General features: G+C 62.3%; 28 protein-coding genes. 27 read left to right on the top strand and 1 reads right to left on the bottom strand.

The genetic code is table 11. From position 1 onward, the window contains the following. Nucleotides 1-45: 45 nt before the first annotated feature. The 27 genes from rplC to rplQ all read left to right on the top strand — a co-directional run bounded on the left by rplC (nt 46) and on the right by rplQ (nt 13,458). Nucleotides 46-750 carry a 50S ribosomal protein L3 gene (gene rplC / locus D3260_RS05490; protein WP_120097579.1) on the top strand — a complete coding sequence of 235 codons (705 nt, stop codon included), beginning with the start codon at nt 46-48 and terminating at the stop codon, nt 748-750. A gap of 27 nt (nt 751-777) precedes the next feature. After that, nucleotides 778-1,386, top strand: a complete 609-nt coding sequence (gene rplD / locus D3260_RS05485) for a 50S ribosomal protein L4 (protein WP_120097578.1) — start codon at nt 778-780, stop codon at nt 1,384-1,386. After that, entirely contained in the window at nt 1,383-1,685 is a 303-nt protein-coding gene (gene rplW / locus D3260_RS05480) for a 50S ribosomal protein L23 (RefSeq protein ID WP_120097716.1), read from the top strand. The genes rplD and rplW overlap by 4 nt, the downstream gene beginning before the upstream one ends. Nucleotides 1,686-1,703: 18 nt before the next feature. Continuing rightward, nucleotides 1,704-2,540 carry a 50S ribosomal protein L2 gene (gene rplB, locus D3260_RS05475; protein ID WP_120097577.1) on the top strand — a complete coding sequence of 279 codons (837 nt, stop codon included), beginning with the start codon at nt 1,704-1,706 and terminating at the stop codon, nt 2,538-2,540. Between the two features lie 25 nt (nt 2,541-2,565). Then, nucleotides 2,566-2,835, top strand: coding sequence for a 30S ribosomal protein S19 (gene rpsS / locus D3260_RS05470; RefSeq protein ID WP_120097576.1), 270 nt, complete (start codon nt 2,566-2,568; stop codon nt 2,833-2,835). 15 nt (nt 2,836-2,850) lie between these two features. Continuing rightward, complete coding sequence (gene rplV / locus D3260_RS05465; RefSeq protein ID WP_120097575.1) at nt 2,851-3,183, top strand: 50S ribosomal protein L22; 333 nt, start codon at nt 2,851-2,853, stop codon at nt 3,181-3,183. Nucleotides 3,184-3,209: 26 nt separating this feature from the next. Next, complete coding sequence (gene rpsC / locus D3260_RS05460; protein WP_120097574.1) at nt 3,210-3,884, top strand: 30S ribosomal protein S3; 675 nt, start codon at nt 3,210-3,212, stop codon at nt 3,882-3,884. Between the two features lie 6 nt (nt 3,885-3,890). Beyond that, a complete protein-coding gene (gene rplP / locus D3260_RS05455; RefSeq protein WP_120097573.1) occupies nt 3,891-4,304 on the top strand; it encodes a 50S ribosomal protein L16 in 414 nt (137 codons plus the stop codon). Nucleotides 4,305-4,313: 9 nt separating this feature from the next. Further along, a complete protein-coding gene (rpmC, locus tag D3260_RS05450; protein ID WP_120097572.1) occupies nt 4,314-4,508 on the top strand; it encodes a 50S ribosomal protein L29 in 195 nt (64 codons plus the stop codon). Between the two features lie 5 nt (nt 4,509-4,513). Further along, the gene (gene rpsQ, locus D3260_RS05445; protein WP_120097571.1) at nt 4,514-4,807 is read left to right on the top strand and encodes a 30S ribosomal protein S17; all 294 of its coding nucleotides are present in this window, start codon (nt 4,514-4,516) and stop codon (nt 4,805-4,807) included. A gap of 4 nt (nt 4,808-4,811) precedes the next feature. Further along, nucleotides 4,812-5,177, top strand: a complete 366-nt coding sequence (gene rplN, locus D3260_RS05440) for a 50S ribosomal protein L14 (RefSeq protein ID WP_120097570.1) — start codon at nt 4,812-4,814, stop codon at nt 5,175-5,177. Beyond that, nucleotides 5,174-5,506, top strand: coding sequence for a 50S ribosomal protein L24 (rplX, locus tag D3260_RS05435; RefSeq protein WP_120097569.1), 333 nt, complete (start codon nt 5,174-5,176; stop codon nt 5,504-5,506). Before rplN ends, rplX begins: the two co-directional genes overlap by 4 nt. A gap of 7 nt (nt 5,507-5,513) precedes the next feature. Next, nucleotides 5,514-6,077, top strand: a complete 564-nt coding sequence (gene rplE / locus D3260_RS05430; protein ID WP_120097568.1) for a 50S ribosomal protein L5 — start codon at nt 5,514-5,516, stop codon at nt 6,075-6,077. Nucleotides 6,078-6,080: 3 nt separating this feature from the next. Next, nucleotides 6,081-6,386 (top strand): 30S ribosomal protein S14, encoded by a 306-nt coding sequence (gene rpsN / locus D3260_RS05425; RefSeq protein WP_120097567.1) that lies wholly within the window; start codon nt 6,081-6,083, stop codon nt 6,384-6,386. 26 nt (nt 6,387-6,412) lie between these two features. Further along, nucleotides 6,413-6,808, top strand: coding sequence for a 30S ribosomal protein S8 (rpsH, locus tag D3260_RS05420; protein ID WP_120097566.1), 396 nt, complete (start codon nt 6,413-6,415; stop codon nt 6,806-6,808). A 21-nt stretch (nt 6,809-6,829) separates the two neighbouring features. Further along, a complete protein-coding gene (gene rplF, locus D3260_RS05415) occupies nt 6,830-7,360 on the top strand; it encodes a 50S ribosomal protein L6 (RefSeq protein WP_120097565.1) in 531 nt (176 codons plus the stop codon). 34 nt (nt 7,361-7,394) lie between these two features. Next, complete coding sequence (rplR, locus tag D3260_RS05410) at nt 7,395-7,751, top strand: 50S ribosomal protein L18 (protein WP_120097564.1); 357 nt, start codon at nt 7,395-7,397, stop codon at nt 7,749-7,751. A 12-nt stretch (nt 7,752-7,763) separates the two neighbouring features. Further along, nucleotides 7,764-8,273 carry a 30S ribosomal protein S5 gene (gene rpsE, locus D3260_RS05405; protein WP_120097563.1) on the top strand — a complete coding sequence of 170 codons (510 nt, stop codon included), beginning with the start codon at nt 7,764-7,766 and terminating at the stop codon, nt 8,271-8,273. A gap of 11 nt (nt 8,274-8,284) precedes the next feature. Continuing rightward, nucleotides 8,285-8,470 carry a 50S ribosomal protein L30 gene (gene rpmD / locus D3260_RS05400; RefSeq protein WP_120097562.1) on the top strand — a complete coding sequence of 62 codons (186 nt, stop codon included), beginning with the start codon at nt 8,285-8,287 and terminating at the stop codon, nt 8,468-8,470. Between the two features lies 1 nt (nt 8,471). Further along, a complete protein-coding gene (gene rplO, locus D3260_RS05395; RefSeq protein ID WP_120097561.1) occupies nt 8,472-8,903 on the top strand; it encodes a 50S ribosomal protein L15 in 432 nt (143 codons plus the stop codon). 3 nt (nt 8,904-8,906) lie between these two features. Next, a complete protein-coding gene (secY, locus tag D3260_RS05390; RefSeq protein ID WP_370456281.1) occupies nt 8,907-10,256 on the top strand; it encodes a preprotein translocase subunit SecY in 1,350 nt (449 codons plus the stop codon). Nucleotides 10,257-10,324: 68 nt separating this feature from the next. Further along, complete coding sequence (gene rpmJ / locus D3260_RS05385) at nt 10,325-10,441, top strand: 50S ribosomal protein L36 (protein WP_120097560.1); 117 nt, start codon at nt 10,325-10,327, stop codon at nt 10,439-10,441. 113 nt (nt 10,442-10,554) lie between these two features. After that, on the top strand, nt 10,555-10,911 hold the full coding sequence (rpsM, locus tag D3260_RS05380) for a 30S ribosomal protein S13 (RefSeq protein ID WP_120097559.1): 357 nt from the start codon (nt 10,555-10,557) through the stop codon (nt 10,909-10,911). 38 nt (nt 10,912-10,949) lie between these two features. Then, nucleotides 10,950-11,354 carry a 30S ribosomal protein S11 gene (gene rpsK, locus D3260_RS05375; protein WP_120097558.1) on the top strand — a complete coding sequence of 135 codons (405 nt, stop codon included), beginning with the start codon at nt 10,950-10,952 and terminating at the stop codon, nt 11,352-11,354. A 24-nt stretch (nt 11,355-11,378) separates the two neighbouring features. After that, nucleotides 11,379-12,002 (top strand): 30S ribosomal protein S4, encoded by a 624-nt coding sequence (gene rpsD / locus D3260_RS05370; protein ID WP_120097557.1) that lies wholly within the window; start codon nt 11,379-11,381, stop codon nt 12,000-12,002. A gap of 33 nt (nt 12,003-12,035) precedes the next feature. Then, entirely contained in the window at nt 12,036-13,028 is a 993-nt protein-coding gene (gene rpoA, locus D3260_RS05365; RefSeq protein WP_370456280.1) for a DNA-directed RNA polymerase subunit alpha, read from the top strand. A gap of 46 nt (nt 13,029-13,074) precedes the next feature. After that, entirely contained in the window at nt 13,075-13,458 is a 384-nt protein-coding gene (rplQ, locus tag D3260_RS05360; RefSeq protein ID WP_120097555.1) for a 50S ribosomal protein L17, read from the top strand. Nucleotides 13,459-13,554: 96 nt separating this feature from the next. Here the strand turns inward: rplQ and D3260_RS05355 are convergent, their stop codons facing one another. After that, on the bottom strand, nt 13,555-14,382 hold the full coding sequence (locus tag D3260_RS05355) for a symmetrical bis(5'-nucleosyl)-tetraphosphatase (RefSeq protein WP_120097554.1): 828 nt from the start codon (nt 14,380-14,382) through the stop codon (nt 13,555-13,557). Between the last annotated feature and the right edge of the window lie 210 nt (nt 14,383-14,592).

Here is a 14,592-nt window from a genome sequence, read left to right as displayed (position 1 = left end):
GTCGCCCCCTCTAGCGAGTGGCGATAAGCGAGAAGGTACTTATAAATGGCTATTGGATTGGTAGGTCGCAAGCGCGGCATGACGCGCGTGTTCGACGAAAATGGCGCGTCCGTGTCCGTCACGGTCGTGGAAGTCGAACCCAATCGAGTCGTTCAGAAAAAAGACGTTGAAGCCGACGGCTATCGCGCGTTGCAGGTCACCACGGGGACGCGTCGTCCCAGTCGTGTGACCAAGGCGGCGGCTGGCCACTTCAAGGCGGCCGGGGTCGAAGCCGGGCGCGGTCTCTGGGAGTTCCGCGTTGACGGTGACTGGCCCAAGGTCGCGGCGCCGACTTCCCAGGCAGCGGAAGGCGAAGAAGCAGGCGACGCCGAGCAGGTCGAAATCGAAGTGGGCGGCGAGCTCACGGTTTCGCTTTTCGAGGCCGGTCAGCAGGTGGACGTCATCGGGCGGTCGATCGGTAAAGGCTACGGCGGTGTGATCAAGCGTCACAACTTCCGTTCGCAGCGCACGACGCACGGTAACTCGAAGGCGCATCGCGCGCCGGGTTCGATCGGTCAGAACCAGTCGCCCGGCCACGTCTTCAAGGGCAAGAAGATGGCGGGGCAGCTGGGCAATGTCCGCAAGACGGTCCAGAACCTGGAAGTCGTCCGCGTCGACGCCGAGCGTGGCCTGATTCTGGTGCGCGGCGGTGTGCCGGGTGCCAAGAACGGTGACGTCATCATCCAGCCGGCCGTCAAGAAGGCCGGCTGAAGAGTCCGCGACTAGGTAGGTTCGACAATGGAATTGAATCTGGCAAACGGTGGCAAGGCAGTGTCGGTATCCGACGCGGTCTTTGCGCGGCCGTTCAATGAAACGCTGGTGCACCAGATCGTGACGGCCTATCTGGCAGGCGCGCGCGCGGGCACCAAAGCACAGAAGAACCGCGCGGCGGTCAGTGGCGGCGGCAAGAAGCCGTGGCGGCAGAAGGGCACGGGTCGTGCCCGTGCCGGCACCATCCGCAGCCCGATCTGGTCCGGCGGTGGCGTGACGTTCGCGGCCGTGCCGCGTGATCACGCTCAGAAGGTCAATCGGAAGATGTATCGCGCCGGCATGAGCGCGATCGTTTCGGAGCTGGTGCGCCAGGATCGCTTCTCGGTGATCGGCGAGCTCTCGCTCGACGGTCGTAGCACGAAGGGATTGGTCAAGGCGCTTTCCGAGGCCGGTTGCGAGGCCAAGGGCCTGCTGGTGGTCGATGAGGTCGACGACAGGCTGGGTTATTCGGCCAACAACATCGTCGGCTTCGACGTGGTTGCCGTGACGGATCTGGATCCGGTCACGCTCGTCGGTGCCGACAAGGTGATCATGACGGAAAACGCGCTTGCCGCGCTCGAAGGATGGCTGGCATGAACCAGGAACGAATGCTTCAGGTTCTCCGCGCGCCGCATCTCTCGGAGAAGACCACGACACAGGCCGATGAGGCCAATCAGGTTGTTTTCGAGGTCGCGCGCGACGCGAACAAGAAAGAAATCGCAACGGCCGTCGCCAAGCTTTTCGACGTTTCCGTCGTGGGTGTCACCACGAGCAACGTCAAGCCGAAGCAGAAGCGTTTTCGCGGTCGTCCGGGCGTACGTGGAGGTTGGAAAAAAGCCTACGTGACGCTCGCCGAAGGCGACGAGATCGATTTTCTCGACGGCGCCTCGAGCTAAGCGGATTAGGAGCACGCAATGGCATTGAAGAAAGCCAAACCGACATCTGCGGGCCGCCGCTTCGTCATCAGCGTCACCAACAAGGCGCTGTACGACGGTAAGCCGCACGCGCCGCTGTTGGTCAAAAAGACCCGTCAGGGCGGTCGCAATACCAATGGCCGCATCACGGTCCGTCATCGGGGCGGTGGTCATCAGAAGCATTACCGCCTGATCGACTTCAAGCGCAACAAGGACGGCGTGCCGGGCCGTGTCGAGCGACTCGAATACGATCCGAACCGGAGCGCGAACATCGCGCTGGTTCTTTATGCAGACGGCGAGCGCCGTTACATCATCGCCCCGCGTGGCGTGGATGTGGACACGCCGATCGTCTCCGGTCCGCAGTCGCCGATCCGTCCGGGCAACGCCTTGCCCCTGGCCAGCATTCCGGTCGGCACGACCGTGCACTGCGTCGAAATGCGTCCGGGCAAGGGCGCGCAGCTGGCCCGCAGCGCCGGAACGGCGATTCAGGTCGCAGCGCGTGCCGGTGAGTACTGCGTACTGCGCCTGAAGTCGGGAGAGACCCGTCGTGTGCATGTGAATTGCCGCGCGACGGTCGGCGAAGTCGGTAACAACGAGCACAGCCTGTCGCAGCTCGGCAAGGCCGGCGCCAAGCGCTGGCGCGGCAAGCGCCCGACGGTCCGTGGTGTGGCCATGAACCCGATCGATCACCCGCACGGTGGTGGTGAAGGGCGCACCAGTGGCGGTCGTCATCCGACGAGCCCGTGGGGTTGGAAGACGAAGGGCTTCAAGACCCGTTCGAACAAGCGGACGGACGGCATGATCGTGCGCCGCAGCTCCAAGCGCAAGAAGCGCTAGGTCGCGACAAGAGGTATTTAGCACTATGCCACGCTCTATCAAGAAAGGTCCGTTCATCGATCTGCACCTGGCCAAGAAGGTCGAGAAGGCGCAGGGTGCGAGCACCAAGCGTCCGATCAAGACCTGGTCGCGCCGCTCGATGGTCACGCCGGACATGATCGGTCTGACGATCGCGGTGCACAACGGCCGCCAGCACGTGCCGGTCTTCGTGTCCGAGAACATGGTCGGCCACAAGCTGGGCGAATTCTCCCCGACGCGGACGTTCAAGGGTCACCTTGGCGATCGCAAGGGCTAGCGCAGGAAGATCGTGATGGAATCAACAGCCAAACTGCGTTTCGCGCGCATCTCCCCGCAGAAAGCTCGGCTTGTCGCCGATGAAGTGCGCGGGATGCCGGTGGAGCGTGCATTGGAAACGCTCCAGTTTTCGACCAAGAAGGCCGCGCATGTCGTGCGCAAGGTGCTCGAGTCGGCCGTGGCAAACGCGGAGCACAACGAAGGCGCGGACATCGACGAGCTGACGGTTGCCACGATCATGGTCGACGAAGGTCCGGTCATGAAGCGGATGAAGCCGCGGGCTCGGGGCAGTGCGGACCGCATCATCAAGCGGACCAGTCACGTCACGATTCGTGTCGCCGACCGCTAGTCGGTACAGCTCAAGCGGATAGCAATATGGGTCATAAAGTACATCCTGTCGGTTTTCGGCTCGGCATCACGAGCGAATGGTCCTCGCGCTGGTACGCCGAGGGGCAGGGCTATGCGGATGCGCTGAACACGGATCTCGAGGTTCGTGATTTCATTCGCAACAAGCTCTCGCACGCCTCGGTCAGCCGAATCCAGATCGATCGTCCGGCGCGTTCGGCACGCATCACGATTCACACGGCACGTCCGGGTATCGTGATCGGCAAGAAGGGCGAGGATATCGACAAGCTGCGCGCCGAGGTATCTCAGCGCATGGGCGTGCCGGTGCATCTGTCGGTCGAGGAGATTCGTCGGCCGGAACTGGATGCCTATCTGGTGGCCCAGAATATCGCGCAGCAGCTCGAGCGCCGCATCATGTTCCGCCGCGCGATGAAACGCGCCGTCGGTAATGCGATGCGCCTTGGCGCCGGTGGTATCCGTGTCAATGTCGCGGGTCGCCTCAACGGTGCCGAAATCGCGCGGACCGAGTGGTACCGCGACGGTCGCGTACCGCTGCATACCCTGCGTGCCGATATCGACTACGGCCTGGCAGAAGCCAAGACCACTTACGGCGTGATCGGCGTGAAGGTCTGGATCTTCAAGGGCGAAGTGTTCGACACCGAGCCGCGAATCGAAGAAAGCGCCGAAGCCGGCGCTCAGGGGTAACGCGTCATGTTGCAACCGAAACGAGTCAAGTTCCGCAAGGTCCAGAAAGGACGCAACCGCGGCCTGGCCCAGCGTGGCAACGAGGTCAGCTTCGGCGAATACGGGCTCAAGGCGGTCGAGCGTGGCCGTCTGACGGCGCGTCAGATCGAGGCCGCACGTCGTGCGATGACCCGTCACATCAAACGTGGCGGCAAGACCTGGATCCGCGTGTTCCCGGACAAGCCGGTGACCAAGAAGCCCATCGAAGTGCGTATGGGCAAGGGCAAGGGCAACGTCGAATTCTGGGTCGCCAGAGTGCAGCCGGGTTCGATGCTTTACGAGATGGAAGGTGTCTCGCGCGAAGTCGCGCAGGAGGCATTTCGTCTCGCAGCGTCCAAGCTGCCGGTCAAGACCGTGTTCGTCGAGCGCAAGATTCTCTAAGAGGCGATCATGAAAGCAGCAGATCTTCGAGAAAAGACGGCAGCCGAGCTCAATGACGAGCTGATCGCGTTGCGCCGGGAGCAGTTCAATCTGCGTATGCAGAAAGCCTCCGGTCAGCTCGCGCAGACGCACCAGTTCGGTCAGATTCGCCGCGATATCGCCCGCATCAAGACGGTGCTGGCCGAGTCGCGCAACCAGGGTTAACGGCGATGAGCGATAACAGTAACGCTAATCAGGATGCCAACAGCCGCACGCTCGTCGGCCGTGTTGTCAGCAACAGCATGGACAAGACCGCCGTAGTGCGTATCGAGCGTCGCATGCAGCACCCGCTGTATGGCAAGTACGTCAAGCGCAGCACCCGGCTCAAGGTTCATGATGCCGAGAACGAGTGCAACGTGGGCGACTGGGTTGAGATCTTCGAAGGTCGACCCATTTCCCGCGGCAAGTCCTGGTCTCTCGCTCGCGTGGTCGACAAGGCCGGCGAATTCGACACGGCAGGGTAATAGCATGATTCAAACAGAATCGGAGCTTTCTGCGGCCGACAACAGCGGCGCGCGTCGTGTGCAGTGCATCAAGGTGCTCGGCGGCTCGCATCGTCGTTACGCACGCGTGGGCGACATCATCAAGATCACGGTCAAGGACGCCATCCCGCGCGGTCGTGTGAAGAAGGGCGACGTGATGAACGCCGTCGTTGTTCGCACCAAGCGCGGCGTGCGTCGTGCCGACGGTTCGGTGATCCGCTTCGACAGCAACGCGGCGGTCCTGCTCAATAGCAACAACGAGCCGGTCGGTACGCGTATTTTCGGGCCGGTGACGCGCGAACTTCGTGCGAAGTTCATGCGCATCATTTCTCTGGCGCCGGAGGTCCTATGAGCTCCCACAAGATTCGTACCGGCGACGACGTCATTGTCGTGACCGGCAAGGATCGCGGTCGTCGCGGTAACGTGACGCGCATTCTTGCCAACGACAAGATCGTGGTCGAAGGCATCAACATGGCCAAGAAACACGTGCGTCCGGATCCGAACGCCGGTGTCCAGGGCGGTATCGAGGAAAAGGAGATGCCGCTCCACGTGTCCAACGTCATGATCTACAACCCGCAGACCGACAAGGGTGAGCGGGTCGGTTTCAAGATGCTCGACGAGAACGGCAGACAGCGCAAGGTGCGCGTGTTCAAGTCCTCGGGCGAGCAGGTCGACGCGTAGGCGAGTCATGGAAAACGCAAAGCAGCAAAAGCCGGCCCGTCTGAAGACGGTCTACGACGAGCGCATCGTCAGCGAGCTGATCGAGAAGTTCGGTTATTCGTCGCGCATGGCCGTCCCGCGTCTCGTCAAGGTCACGCTGAACATGGGCGTCGGTGAAGCGGTCTCCGATCGCAAGGTCATCGATTCGGCCATGGGCGACATGGAAAAGATCGCAGGCCAGAAGCCGGTCATGACCCGGGCACGCAAGTCGGTCGCCGGCTTCAAGATCCGTGAAGGATGGCCGATCGGCTGCAAGGTGACGCTCCGCCGGGCCCGCATGTACGAATTCGTCGATCGCCTCGTGAACGTGGCACTGCCGCGTATCCGCGACTTCCGCGGTATCAATCCGCGGGCGTTCGACGGCCAGGGTAATTACAGCATGGGTCTGCGCGAGCAGATCGTGTTTCCCGAAATCGACTACGACCGCGTGGATGCCCTGCGCGGCATGGATGTGGTGGTGACCACGTCCGCCAAGACCGACGAAGAGGGGCGGGCCTTGCTCGAGGCCTTCAACTTCCCCTTCCGGAGATAAGGTATGGCCAAGAAAAGCATGATCGCGCGCGATGAAAAGCGCAAAAAGCTGGTTGCCAAATATGCGGCCAAGCGTGATGCACTTAAAGCGCGCATCAACGACCCGGAGGCAACGCCGGAAGAGCGTTTCGCTGCGGCCCAGGAACTCCAGGCGCTGCCGCGGGACGCCAGTCCCACGCGTGTGACGCGTCGTTGTCGTGCGACCGGCCGCCCGCAGGCGGTCTATCGCAAGTTCGGGCTGTCGCGCAACAAACTGCGTGAAGCTGCGATGCGCGGTGAGGTCCCCGGCCTCACGCTGTCGTCCTGGTAGTTCACAATCTATAGGTATCGGTACGCATGAGTATGACTGACCCTATTGCCGACATGCTGACCCGGATTCGCAACGGGCAGTCGGCAGACAAGGAATCCGTCGAAATGCCGTCGTCGAAGCTGAAGCTGGCGATCGCGAAGGTTCTCGAAGGCGAAGGCTACATCGCCGGCTTCGAGACCCGTGACGTCGACGGCAAGCCGCGACTGCGCGTCGCCCTGAAGTATTTCCAGGGCCACGGTGTCATCGAGTACATCGAGCGGGCCTCGAAGCCGGGGCTGCGCCTGTATTGCAACAAGAGCGATATTCCGCAGGTCGTCGGCGGCCTGGGTATCTCCATCATTTCGACTTCGCAGGGCGTCATGTCCGACCGGGCCGCGCGGGAAGCGGGCCACGGCGGCGAGGTTCTCTGCTACGTGTCGTAAGCTCGGATAAAGGTAAGAGATATGTCCCGAGTCGCGAAAGCACCGGTGAATCTGCCGAGCGGCGTGGAGTGCGTCGTCAACGGTTCCGACCTGACGGTCAAGGGCAAGAACGGCGAACTGTCGTTCCGTCTGCCGGCCGGCGTCGAAGTCGAAGTGAACGACGGCGTCGCCCAGGCCAAGGCCACAGGTCGTAACCCGAATCTGGCGATGGCTGGCACGGTTCGTGCCACCGTGGCGAACATGGTGCACGGCGTCTCCGAAGGCTTCGAGCGCAAGCTTGAACTCGTCGGCGTCGGCTACCGTGCCCAGGTCCAGGGCAACAAGGTCAACCTGTCGCTCGGTCTGTCGCATCCCGTGGTTCACGAGATGCCGGCCGGCGTGACGGTGGCCGCCCCCAGCGCAACGGAAATCGTGCTCAACGGTGCGGACAAGCAGGTTGTCGGCCAGACGGCCGCCGAGATCCGCGCTTATCGGCCGCCCGAGCCCTACAAGGGCAAGGGTATCCGGTATTCGGATGAGCGGATTGTCACCAAGGACGCGAAGAAGAAGTAGCGTTCGCGCCTACTGCAACGGATACAGGATCGTTATGCACAAGAAGACGGTTTCTCGTTTGCGACGTGCGCGGCGCGCCCGCATGCACATGCGCAAGCTGGACGCACATCGGCTGTCGGTGCACCGCACCCCGCAGCATATCTACGCCCAGATCGTCGCACCCGACGGCTCGCGCACGCTGGTTTCTGCGTCCACGGTCGAAAAGAGCCTGCGCTCCGAGGCCGGCACCACCGGCAACCAGGACGCCGCACGCCTGATCGGGCGCACGATCGCCGAACGGGCCAAGGCTGCCGGTATCGAGGAGGTCGCATTCGACCGCTCGGGTTTTGCCTATCACGGCCGCGTCAAGGCGCTGGCCGACGCCGCGCGTGAAGGCGGCCTCAAGTTCTAACGGATAGCACAGATGGCACAACGTAACGAACAACGCACGGAAGGCGACCTGCTCGAGAAGCTGGTGACCGTCAATCGCGTGGCCAAGGTGGTCAAGGGCGGCCGCCAGTTCGGTTTCACCGCGCTGACCGTCGTCGGCGATGGCGAAGGTCGCGTCGGCTACGGCTATGGCAAGGCGCGTGAAGTGCCGCTGGCCATCGCCAAGGCAATGGAAGCCGCGCGCAAGAGCATGGTCCGCGTCCAGCTCAAGGACGGCGGTACGCTGCAGCACGAGATGGTCGGCCGGCATGGTTCGAGCAAGGTCATCATGCGGCCGGCCTCCGACGGTACCGGTGTAATCGCCGGCGGTGGCGTCCGCGCCGTGTTCGAGGTCGCAGGCGTGTCGAACGTGCTGTGCAAGAGCTACGGTTCGCGAAATCCGATCAACCTGGTGCGTGCGACCATCAACGGTCTGCGTGACATGCACGATCCGGAGTACATCGCGGCCAAGCGCGGCAAGTCCGTCGAAGACATCACGGCGTAAACGAGGTCGTCATGGCAGATAAGCGTATCAAGGTAACGCTGGTCAAGAGCCCGATCGGTCGTGTGGCGCGTCACCGCGCCTGCGTCCGCGGCCTCGGCCTGCGTCGGCTTCATCATTCGGTCGAAGTGACCGACACCCCCGAGAACCGCGGCATGATCAACAAGGTCGCGGATATGCTCGTGGTCCAGGAGGTTTGAAATGAAGCTCAACGATCTTCATTACACCGACGGTTCCCGCCAGACTGCCAAGCGCGTCGGGCGCGGTGCCGGCTCCGATCTGGGCAAGACGGCCGGCCGCGGCCACAAGGGGCAGCACTCGCGTAGCGGTGGTTACAAGAAGACCGGTTTCGAAGGCGGTCAGATGCCGCTGCAGCGCCGTATTCCCAAGCGTGGCTTTCATTCGGCTGAGGCCGCCAAGGTCGCCGAAGTGCGTCTCGACAGCCTGAGCAAGCTCTCCGGCGACGTTGATCTCGCAGCACTCAAGCAGGCCGGGCTGGTATCGCGTCTGGCGCGACGTGCGAAGGTCGTCAAGACCGGTGAGATCACGAGCGCGGTCAACCTGAGCGGCGTCGCGGCGACAGCCGGTGCGCGTCAGGCGATTGAAGCGGCAGGCGGCTCGGTCGCAGAGTAAGTCATGGCCAAACGAGGCAACAACGCGAGCCAGGGCGGCATGGCAGGTGGCGCAGGCGGTAATCTGACGGAAATCCGTCAGCGCCTGATGTTCCTGCTCGGTGCGCTCGTGGTGTTCCGCATCGGCAGTTTCATTCCGGTGCCGGGTATCGATCCGGCGCAGCTGGCACAGTTGTTCCAGCAGCAGTCGGGCACGATTCTGGACGTCGGCGTGATGTTCACCGGCGGTGCGCTCAAGCGCCTGTCGATCTTTGCGCTCGGCGTCATGCCTTATATTTCGGCCTCGATCATCATGCAGTTGCTGACGGCGACGATTCCGTCGCTGAAGGAACTGAAGAAAGAGGGTGAGGCCGGGCGTCGCAAGATCACGCAGTACACGCGTTATGGAACCGTCTTTCTGGCGGGTTTCCAATCGATCGGGACCGGCATCGCACTATGGAACCAGGGCATTGCCCAGAATGGTGTGACCGAATTCCAGTTCATCTTCACGACGGCGATCACGCTCACGACGGGCGCGCTGTTCTTGATGTGGCTGGGCGAGCAGGTGACCGAGCGCGGTATCGGTAACGGTATTTCGATGCTGATCTTCTCGGCGATCGTGGCCGGTCTGCCCTCGGCGATCGGCGGGACGCTGGATCTGGTACGTACCGGTGAGTTGAGCTTCTTCTTCGTGGTGGCGTTGTTCGTGGGTGCCCTGGCGGTGCTGGCGTTCGTGGTATTCGTCGAGCGTGCACAGCGTCGTATTCCCGTTCATCACGCACAGCGGCAACGTGGTCGGCGGATGTACGCTGCACAGACGCAGCATCTGCCGTTGAAGCTCAACATGGCCGGTGTGATTCCGCCGATCTTCGCCTCGAGCATCATCCTCTTCCCGGCAACTGTGATCCGGTTTTTGGGTGAGGGCGGCTCGGTCGCGAACTGGGTGTCCAACGCAATCGCGCCGGGACAGCCGTTATACGTGCTGTTCTATTCCGGAATGATCATGTTCTTCTGTTTCTTCTATACCGCGCTGGTCTTCGACTCGCGCGAGACGGCGGAAAACCTGAAGAAGTCCGGTGCGTTCATTCCGGGGGTCAGGCCCGGTATCCAGACCGCGAAATACATCGACACGGTGTTGACGCGTCTGACGGTTGCCGGCGCGGTGTACGTGACCCTGGTCTGTCTGCTGCCCGAACTGTTGATCCTGAAGTACAACGTACCGTTCTATTTCGGCGGGACGTCACTGCTGATCATCGTGGTGGTCGTCATGGATTTCATGGCGCAGCTGCAGGCGCATATGATGTCGCATCAATACGAAGGCTTGATGCGCAAGAACAACCTCAAGGCCGGTGGCAATGCCGGGATGCTGCGCTAACGCGCTGCATCCCGTCGTGAACCCGCGACCGCATCCGAGACGAGCTCGGTCAGAGCAGAGGATTTGAGATGAAAGTCAGAGCTTCGGTTAAAAAGATCTGCCGTAATTGCAAGATCATTCGCCGCAACGGTGCGGTGATGGTGATCTGCTCCACGGATCCCCGGCACAAGCAGCGCCAGGGCTGATCCGCTCGGCATTGTCAAACACATCCATTTCAGTTATATTGGCGGGCTTTTCCGGCCAAGTGCGTGTTCATCAAGCCGCACCTGAGCCTTCCGCGAGCTGGGAGTACAATTAAATGGCGCGTATCGCTGGAGTCAATCTCCCGATCAACAAGCACGCATCGATCGCTCTGACGTCGCTTTATGGCGTCGGGCATACTCGCGCGAAGCAGATTTGCGCGGAAGCCGGCGTCGCGGTGGACACGAAGATCCGCGATCTGACCGAGGGCGAAGTCGAGTCGCTGCGTGCTCAGGTGCAGCAGTACACCATTGAAGGTGATCTGCGTCGCGAAGTTTCCATGAACATCAAGCGTCTGATGGACCTCGGCTGCTACCGCGGCGTGCGTCATCGTCGCGGTCTGCCGGTGCGTGGTCAGCGTACCAAGACCAATTCGCGCACCCGCAAGGGTCCGCGTCGTCCGATTCGCCGCTAGTCGCGGCTTCGCGTCGATTTACAGAGTAGGCAAGATTTATGGCGACAGGTACCTCCACGTCGAGCAGCCGCAGCCGCAAGGCGCGGGCTCGTCGCAACGTCACTGATGGCATTGCGTTCGTCTATGCGACGTTCAACAACACCATCATCACCATTTCGGACCGGCAGGGCAATGTCCTGTCCTGGTGCACCTCCGGCACCTGTGGTTTCAAGGGCTCGCGCAAGAGCACGCCCTTTGCCGCGCAGGTCGCTGCCGAGCGTGCCGGTGAAGGGGCGTCGCAGTATGGCGTGAAGAATCTCGAGGTGCGGGTCAAGGGTCCCGGCCCGGGCCGTGAGGCAGCGGTTCGTTCGCTCAACGGCGCCGGCTTCAAGGTCACGAGCATCATCGATGTGACGCCGATCCCGCATAACGGCTGTCGCCCGCCCAAAAAGCGTCGCGTTTAACGCTCGCACCAAAGGTTTTAGATCATGGCGAAGTACACTGGTCCCAAGTGCAAGCTTTCCCGTCGTGCCGGCACCGATCTGTTCCTGAAGGGACGCGGTCGTTCGCTCGAGGGCAAGTGCAAGATCGACACGCCGCCGGGTGCACAGGGCGCCCAGCGTCGTCAGCGTCTGTCCGATTATGCGTTGCAGCTGCGCGAAAAGCAGAAGCTGCGGCACATGTACGGCGTGCTCGAACGGCAGTTCAGCAACTATTACAAGAAGGCTGCGGGCCAGAAGGGCGCCACGGGCGCGCTGCTTCTCCAGCTGCTCGAGTCGCGTCTGGACAACGTCGTCTATCGCATGGGCTTTGCCGCGACGCGCGCCGAGGCGCGCCAGCTGGTCAATCACAAGGCTGTTGCGGTCAACGATTACCCGGTCAACATCCCGTCGTATCAGGTCAAGGCCGGCGACGTGGTGTCGATTCGCAATCGCGCCAAGAATCAGTCCCGTATTGTCGAGTCGCTCGCAGTCGCCTCGCAGCTCGGACTGGCGGACTGGGTTGAAGTGGATGAGAAGGGCCTGAAGGGCACTTACAAGTCCATTCCCGATCGCGACCAGGTCTTGCCCGACATCAACGAAAACCTCGTTGTCGAGCTCTATTCCAAGTAATCAGGCCTGTGCTGCGCTGGCAGCGAGAGGTATTTGCATATGCAGTCCAATGAATTGCTGAAGCCGCGCCTCGTCGAGGTTGAGCGCATCAGCGATCGGCGTGCCAAGATCTCCCTGGAGCCGCTGGAACGCGGCTACGGGCATACGCTTGGCAATGCGATTCGTCGCATCCTCCTGTCGTCGATCCCGGGCGCGGCCATCACCGAAGTGTCGATCGATGGCGTGCTGCACGAGTACACCACGGTCGACGGCATGCAGGAAGATGTCATCGACGTCCTGCTGAATCTCAAGAACGTCGCCGTGCGCATGAACGACCGCGATGAAGCCGAGCTTCATCTGCACAAGTCGGGTGCCGGCGCCGTCACGGCCGCCGATATCACCACCGGCGACGACGTCGAAATCGTCAATCCGGATCTGGTGATCGCGCATCTGACCACGGGCGAACTGCGCATGAGCATGAAAGTGCGCAAGGGTCGTGGCTATCAGGCGGCGCAGAGCAAGTCCGAGCCTGGCGAAGAGGATACCGGCGGTTCCGAGATTGGCGCGCTGCGTCTGGATGCGTCCTTCAGCCCCATTCGTCGCGTGAGTTATTCGGTCGACCGAGCGCGTGTCGAACAGCGTACGGACCTCGACAAGCTGATTCTCGATATCGAGACCAACGGCAGTGTCGAGCCGCAGGACGCCGTGCGAACGGCTGCTGCCACGCTGTATGACCAACTTTCGGTCTTCGTCGATCTGGAAGCCCGGGAAGAGGCCTCGCGCAAGAAGGAAGCCGGCAAGGTTGACCCGACCCTGCTCAAGCCGATCGAGGATCTCGAGCTGACGGTGCGGTCGACGAACTGCCTGAAGGCCGAGGACATCCATTACGTCGGCGATCTTGTCCAGCGCACTGAAACCGAGCTGATGCGTACGCCGAACCTCGGCAAGAAGTCGCTGACCGAGATCAGTGAAGTGCTCGCCGAACACAACCTCAAGCTCGGCATGACGCTTGAGAACTGGCCGCCGGCCGAACTGGAGAAGGCCTGAGACCGCGTCTCGCGTCTGAGCTCTCGACCGCCAAGGAATTTACGTTATGCGTCATCGCAAGAGCGGCAGCAATCTGGGGCGTGAGTCCTCGCATCGCGCTGCCATGCTGAAAAACCTGTCGGCTTCCCTGTTCAAGGAAGAGCTGATCCGTACCACGCTGCCGCGCGCCAAGGAACTGCGTCGGCATGCCGAGCCGCTGATCACGCTGTCCAAGGAAGACAGCGTGGCCAACCGGCGTCTGGCTTTCTCGCGCCTGCGCGACAAGGAAGCGGTCGGCAAGCTGTTCGGCGAGCTGGGACAGCGTTATGCCACGCGTCCGGGCGGCTATCTGCGCATTCTCAAGTGCGGCTATCGTCCCGGTGACAATGCGCCGATGGCTTTCGTCGAGCTCGTGGATCGCCCGCAGCCCGAGATGGAAGACGACGACTGATCATCGCCCAGCCGTGCGATGTTCTGAAAAAGCCGGCCTTTGGGCCGGCTTTTTTTATGCCTGGATTCCGGCCGCGGGCAGTATCGCGGGTCGGGGTCAGGCGCTATCGACCTGAATGAGTCGATCGGCCTCGGGGGGCGCATCGAGCTGCAGGGCCGTGAGTTGGCCGCCCCAGGCGGCGCCGGTATCGATGCCGTAGACCTGTTCGGTCGGCCACGCGACGTCTTCGAGTGCGGACCAGTGACCGAAGACCAGCGGGGTGCCGGCGCTGCGTCGTGTTGGTATCTGAAACCAGGGCAGTAGCCCGTCGGGTGCCCCGGCGATCGTCTTCTTGTACTTCATGTCGAGTCGGCCTTCGGCATCGACGAACCGTATCCGGGTCAGGGCATTGGCGATGAAGCGCAGACGCGCGTCGCCGGTGAGATCATCGGACCACTGCGCTGGTGTATCGCCGAACAGGGACTGCAGAAATCGCGCGTGATCGCGACTGCGCAGGACGGTTTCGAGCTCACGTGCGCCGGCATGCGCGGCCGCGAGATCCCATTCGGGGGCAAACCCGGCATGGACCATTGTCCACCCGAGCGTCGCATCGTGATGCGTGAGTGGGCGATGCCGGAGCCAGTCGAGCAGATCATCACGATCCGGTGCATCGAGAAGATCGTGCAGGCTCCGGTTGGCCTTTTGCTTGGGGTCAGGGCGCTGGGCGAGTGCCAACAGAGCGAGGTCATGGTTGCCGAGGACGGTGATCGCCCGGTCGCCGAGCGCTCGGATACGTCGGATGACGCCGGCCGAATCCGGGCCGCGATTGACCAGATCGCCGACGAACCAGAGTGCATCGATCGGGCCGCGCGCGGCCAGTTTGTCGAGCAGCGCCTCGAGTGTGGCGCGTGCGCCGTGAATATCGCCGATGGCGTAAGTGGCCAATTCGTGATCCCGAAGCCGTGGTTGTCGAAGCCCAACAGTGTGCCGGTGGGCGACGCGCACGACCAGGGCGCGGCGTGCATCATGTGCGTCCCGATCGGTTTCGCTCGGTGCCGCGTATCTCGGCCCGTGAGCTGTCGGGCGGCGCCGGGGGATGGTCGCGCGATGCGTGCGATGGGCAAGTAAGGCTTATGCGAGGGCGCGATGCGGGCG

Source organism: Salinisphaera sp. Q1T1-3 (assembly GCF_003602005.1).
Classification (GTDB): Bacteria; Pseudomonadota; Gammaproteobacteria; order Nevskiales; family Salinisphaeraceae; genus Salinisphaera.
This window is presented reverse-complemented; position numbering and strand designations above follow the sequence as displayed.

What these genes read in the sequence shown, in the direction of transcription:
- rplE (WP_120097568.1), top strand. Translation starts at nt 5,514, where the DNA reads ATGGAAAACGCAAAGCAGCAAAAGCCGGCCCGTCTGAAGACGGTCTAC.
- rplV (WP_120097575.1), top strand. Translation starts at nt 2,851, where the DNA reads ATGGAATCAACAGCCAAACTGCGTTTCGCGCGCATCTCCCCGCAGAAA.
- rplQ (WP_120097555.1), top strand. Translation starts at nt 13,075, where the DNA reads ATGCGTCATCGCAAGAGCGGCAGCAATCTGGGGCGTGAGTCCTCGCAT.
- rpsQ (WP_120097571.1), top strand. Translation starts at nt 4,514, where the DNA reads ATGAGCGATAACAGTAACGCTAATCAGGATGCCAACAGCCGCACGCTC.
- rpmC (WP_120097572.1), top strand. Translation starts at nt 4,314, where the DNA reads ATGAAAGCAGCAGATCTTCGAGAAAAGACGGCAGCCGAGCTCAATGAC.
- rpsN (WP_120097567.1), top strand. Translation starts at nt 6,081, where the DNA reads ATGGCCAAGAAAAGCATGATCGCGCGCGATGAAAAGCGCAAAAAGCTG.
- rpsE (WP_120097563.1), top strand. Translation starts at nt 7,764, where the DNA reads ATGGCACAACGTAACGAACAACGCACGGAAGGCGACCTGCTCGAGAAG.
- rpsC (WP_120097574.1), top strand. Translation starts at nt 3,210, where the DNA reads ATGGGTCATAAAGTACATCCTGTCGGTTTTCGGCTCGGCATCACGAGC.
- rplW (WP_120097716.1), top strand. Translation starts at nt 1,383, where the DNA reads ATGAACCAGGAACGAATGCTTCAGGTTCTCCGCGCGCCGCATCTCTCG.
- rplX (WP_120097569.1), top strand. Translation starts at nt 5,174, where the DNA reads ATGAGCTCCCACAAGATTCGTACCGGCGACGACGTCATTGTCGTGACC.
- secY (WP_370456281.1), top strand. Translation starts at nt 8,907, where the DNA reads ATGGCCAAACGAGGCAACAACGCGAGCCAGGGCGGCATGGCAGGTGGC.
- rpsK (WP_120097558.1), top strand. Translation starts at nt 10,950, where the DNA reads ATGGCGACAGGTACCTCCACGTCGAGCAGCCGCAGCCGCAAGGCGCGG.
- rplP (WP_120097573.1), top strand. Translation starts at nt 3,891, where the DNA reads ATGTTGCAACCGAAACGAGTCAAGTTCCGCAAGGTCCAGAAAGGACGC.
- rplD (WP_120097578.1), top strand. Translation starts at nt 778, where the DNA reads ATGGAATTGAATCTGGCAAACGGTGGCAAGGCAGTGTCGGTATCCGAC.
- rpsS (WP_120097576.1), top strand. Translation starts at nt 2,566, where the DNA reads ATGCCACGCTCTATCAAGAAAGGTCCGTTCATCGATCTGCACCTGGCC.
- rpsD (WP_120097557.1), top strand. Translation starts at nt 11,379, where the DNA reads ATGGCGAAGTACACTGGTCCCAAGTGCAAGCTTTCCCGTCGTGCCGGC.
- rpsH (WP_120097566.1), top strand. Translation starts at nt 6,413, where the DNA reads ATGAGTATGACTGACCCTATTGCCGACATGCTGACCCGGATTCGCAAC.
- rplO (WP_120097561.1), top strand. Translation starts at nt 8,472, where the DNA reads ATGAAGCTCAACGATCTTCATTACACCGACGGTTCCCGCCAGACTGCC.
- rpmD (WP_120097562.1), top strand. Translation starts at nt 8,285, where the DNA reads ATGGCAGATAAGCGTATCAAGGTAACGCTGGTCAAGAGCCCGATCGGT.
- rplB (WP_120097577.1), top strand. Translation starts at nt 1,704, where the DNA reads ATGGCATTGAAGAAAGCCAAACCGACATCTGCGGGCCGCCGCTTCGTC.
- rplC (WP_120097579.1), top strand. Translation starts at nt 46, where the DNA reads ATGGCTATTGGATTGGTAGGTCGCAAGCGCGGCATGACGCGCGTGTTC.
- rpsM (WP_120097559.1), top strand. Translation starts at nt 10,555, where the DNA reads ATGGCGCGTATCGCTGGAGTCAATCTCCCGATCAACAAGCACGCATCG.
- rplN (WP_120097570.1), top strand. Translation starts at nt 4,812, where the DNA reads ATGATTCAAACAGAATCGGAGCTTTCTGCGGCCGACAACAGCGGCGCG.
- rplR (WP_120097564.1), top strand. Translation starts at nt 7,395, where the DNA reads ATGCACAAGAAGACGGTTTCTCGTTTGCGACGTGCGCGGCGCGCCCGC.
- rpmJ (WP_120097560.1), top strand. Translation starts at nt 10,325, where the DNA reads ATGAAAGTCAGAGCTTCGGTTAAAAAGATCTGCCGTAATTGCAAGATC.
- rplF (WP_120097565.1), top strand. Translation starts at nt 6,830, where the DNA reads ATGTCCCGAGTCGCGAAAGCACCGGTGAATCTGCCGAGCGGCGTGGAG.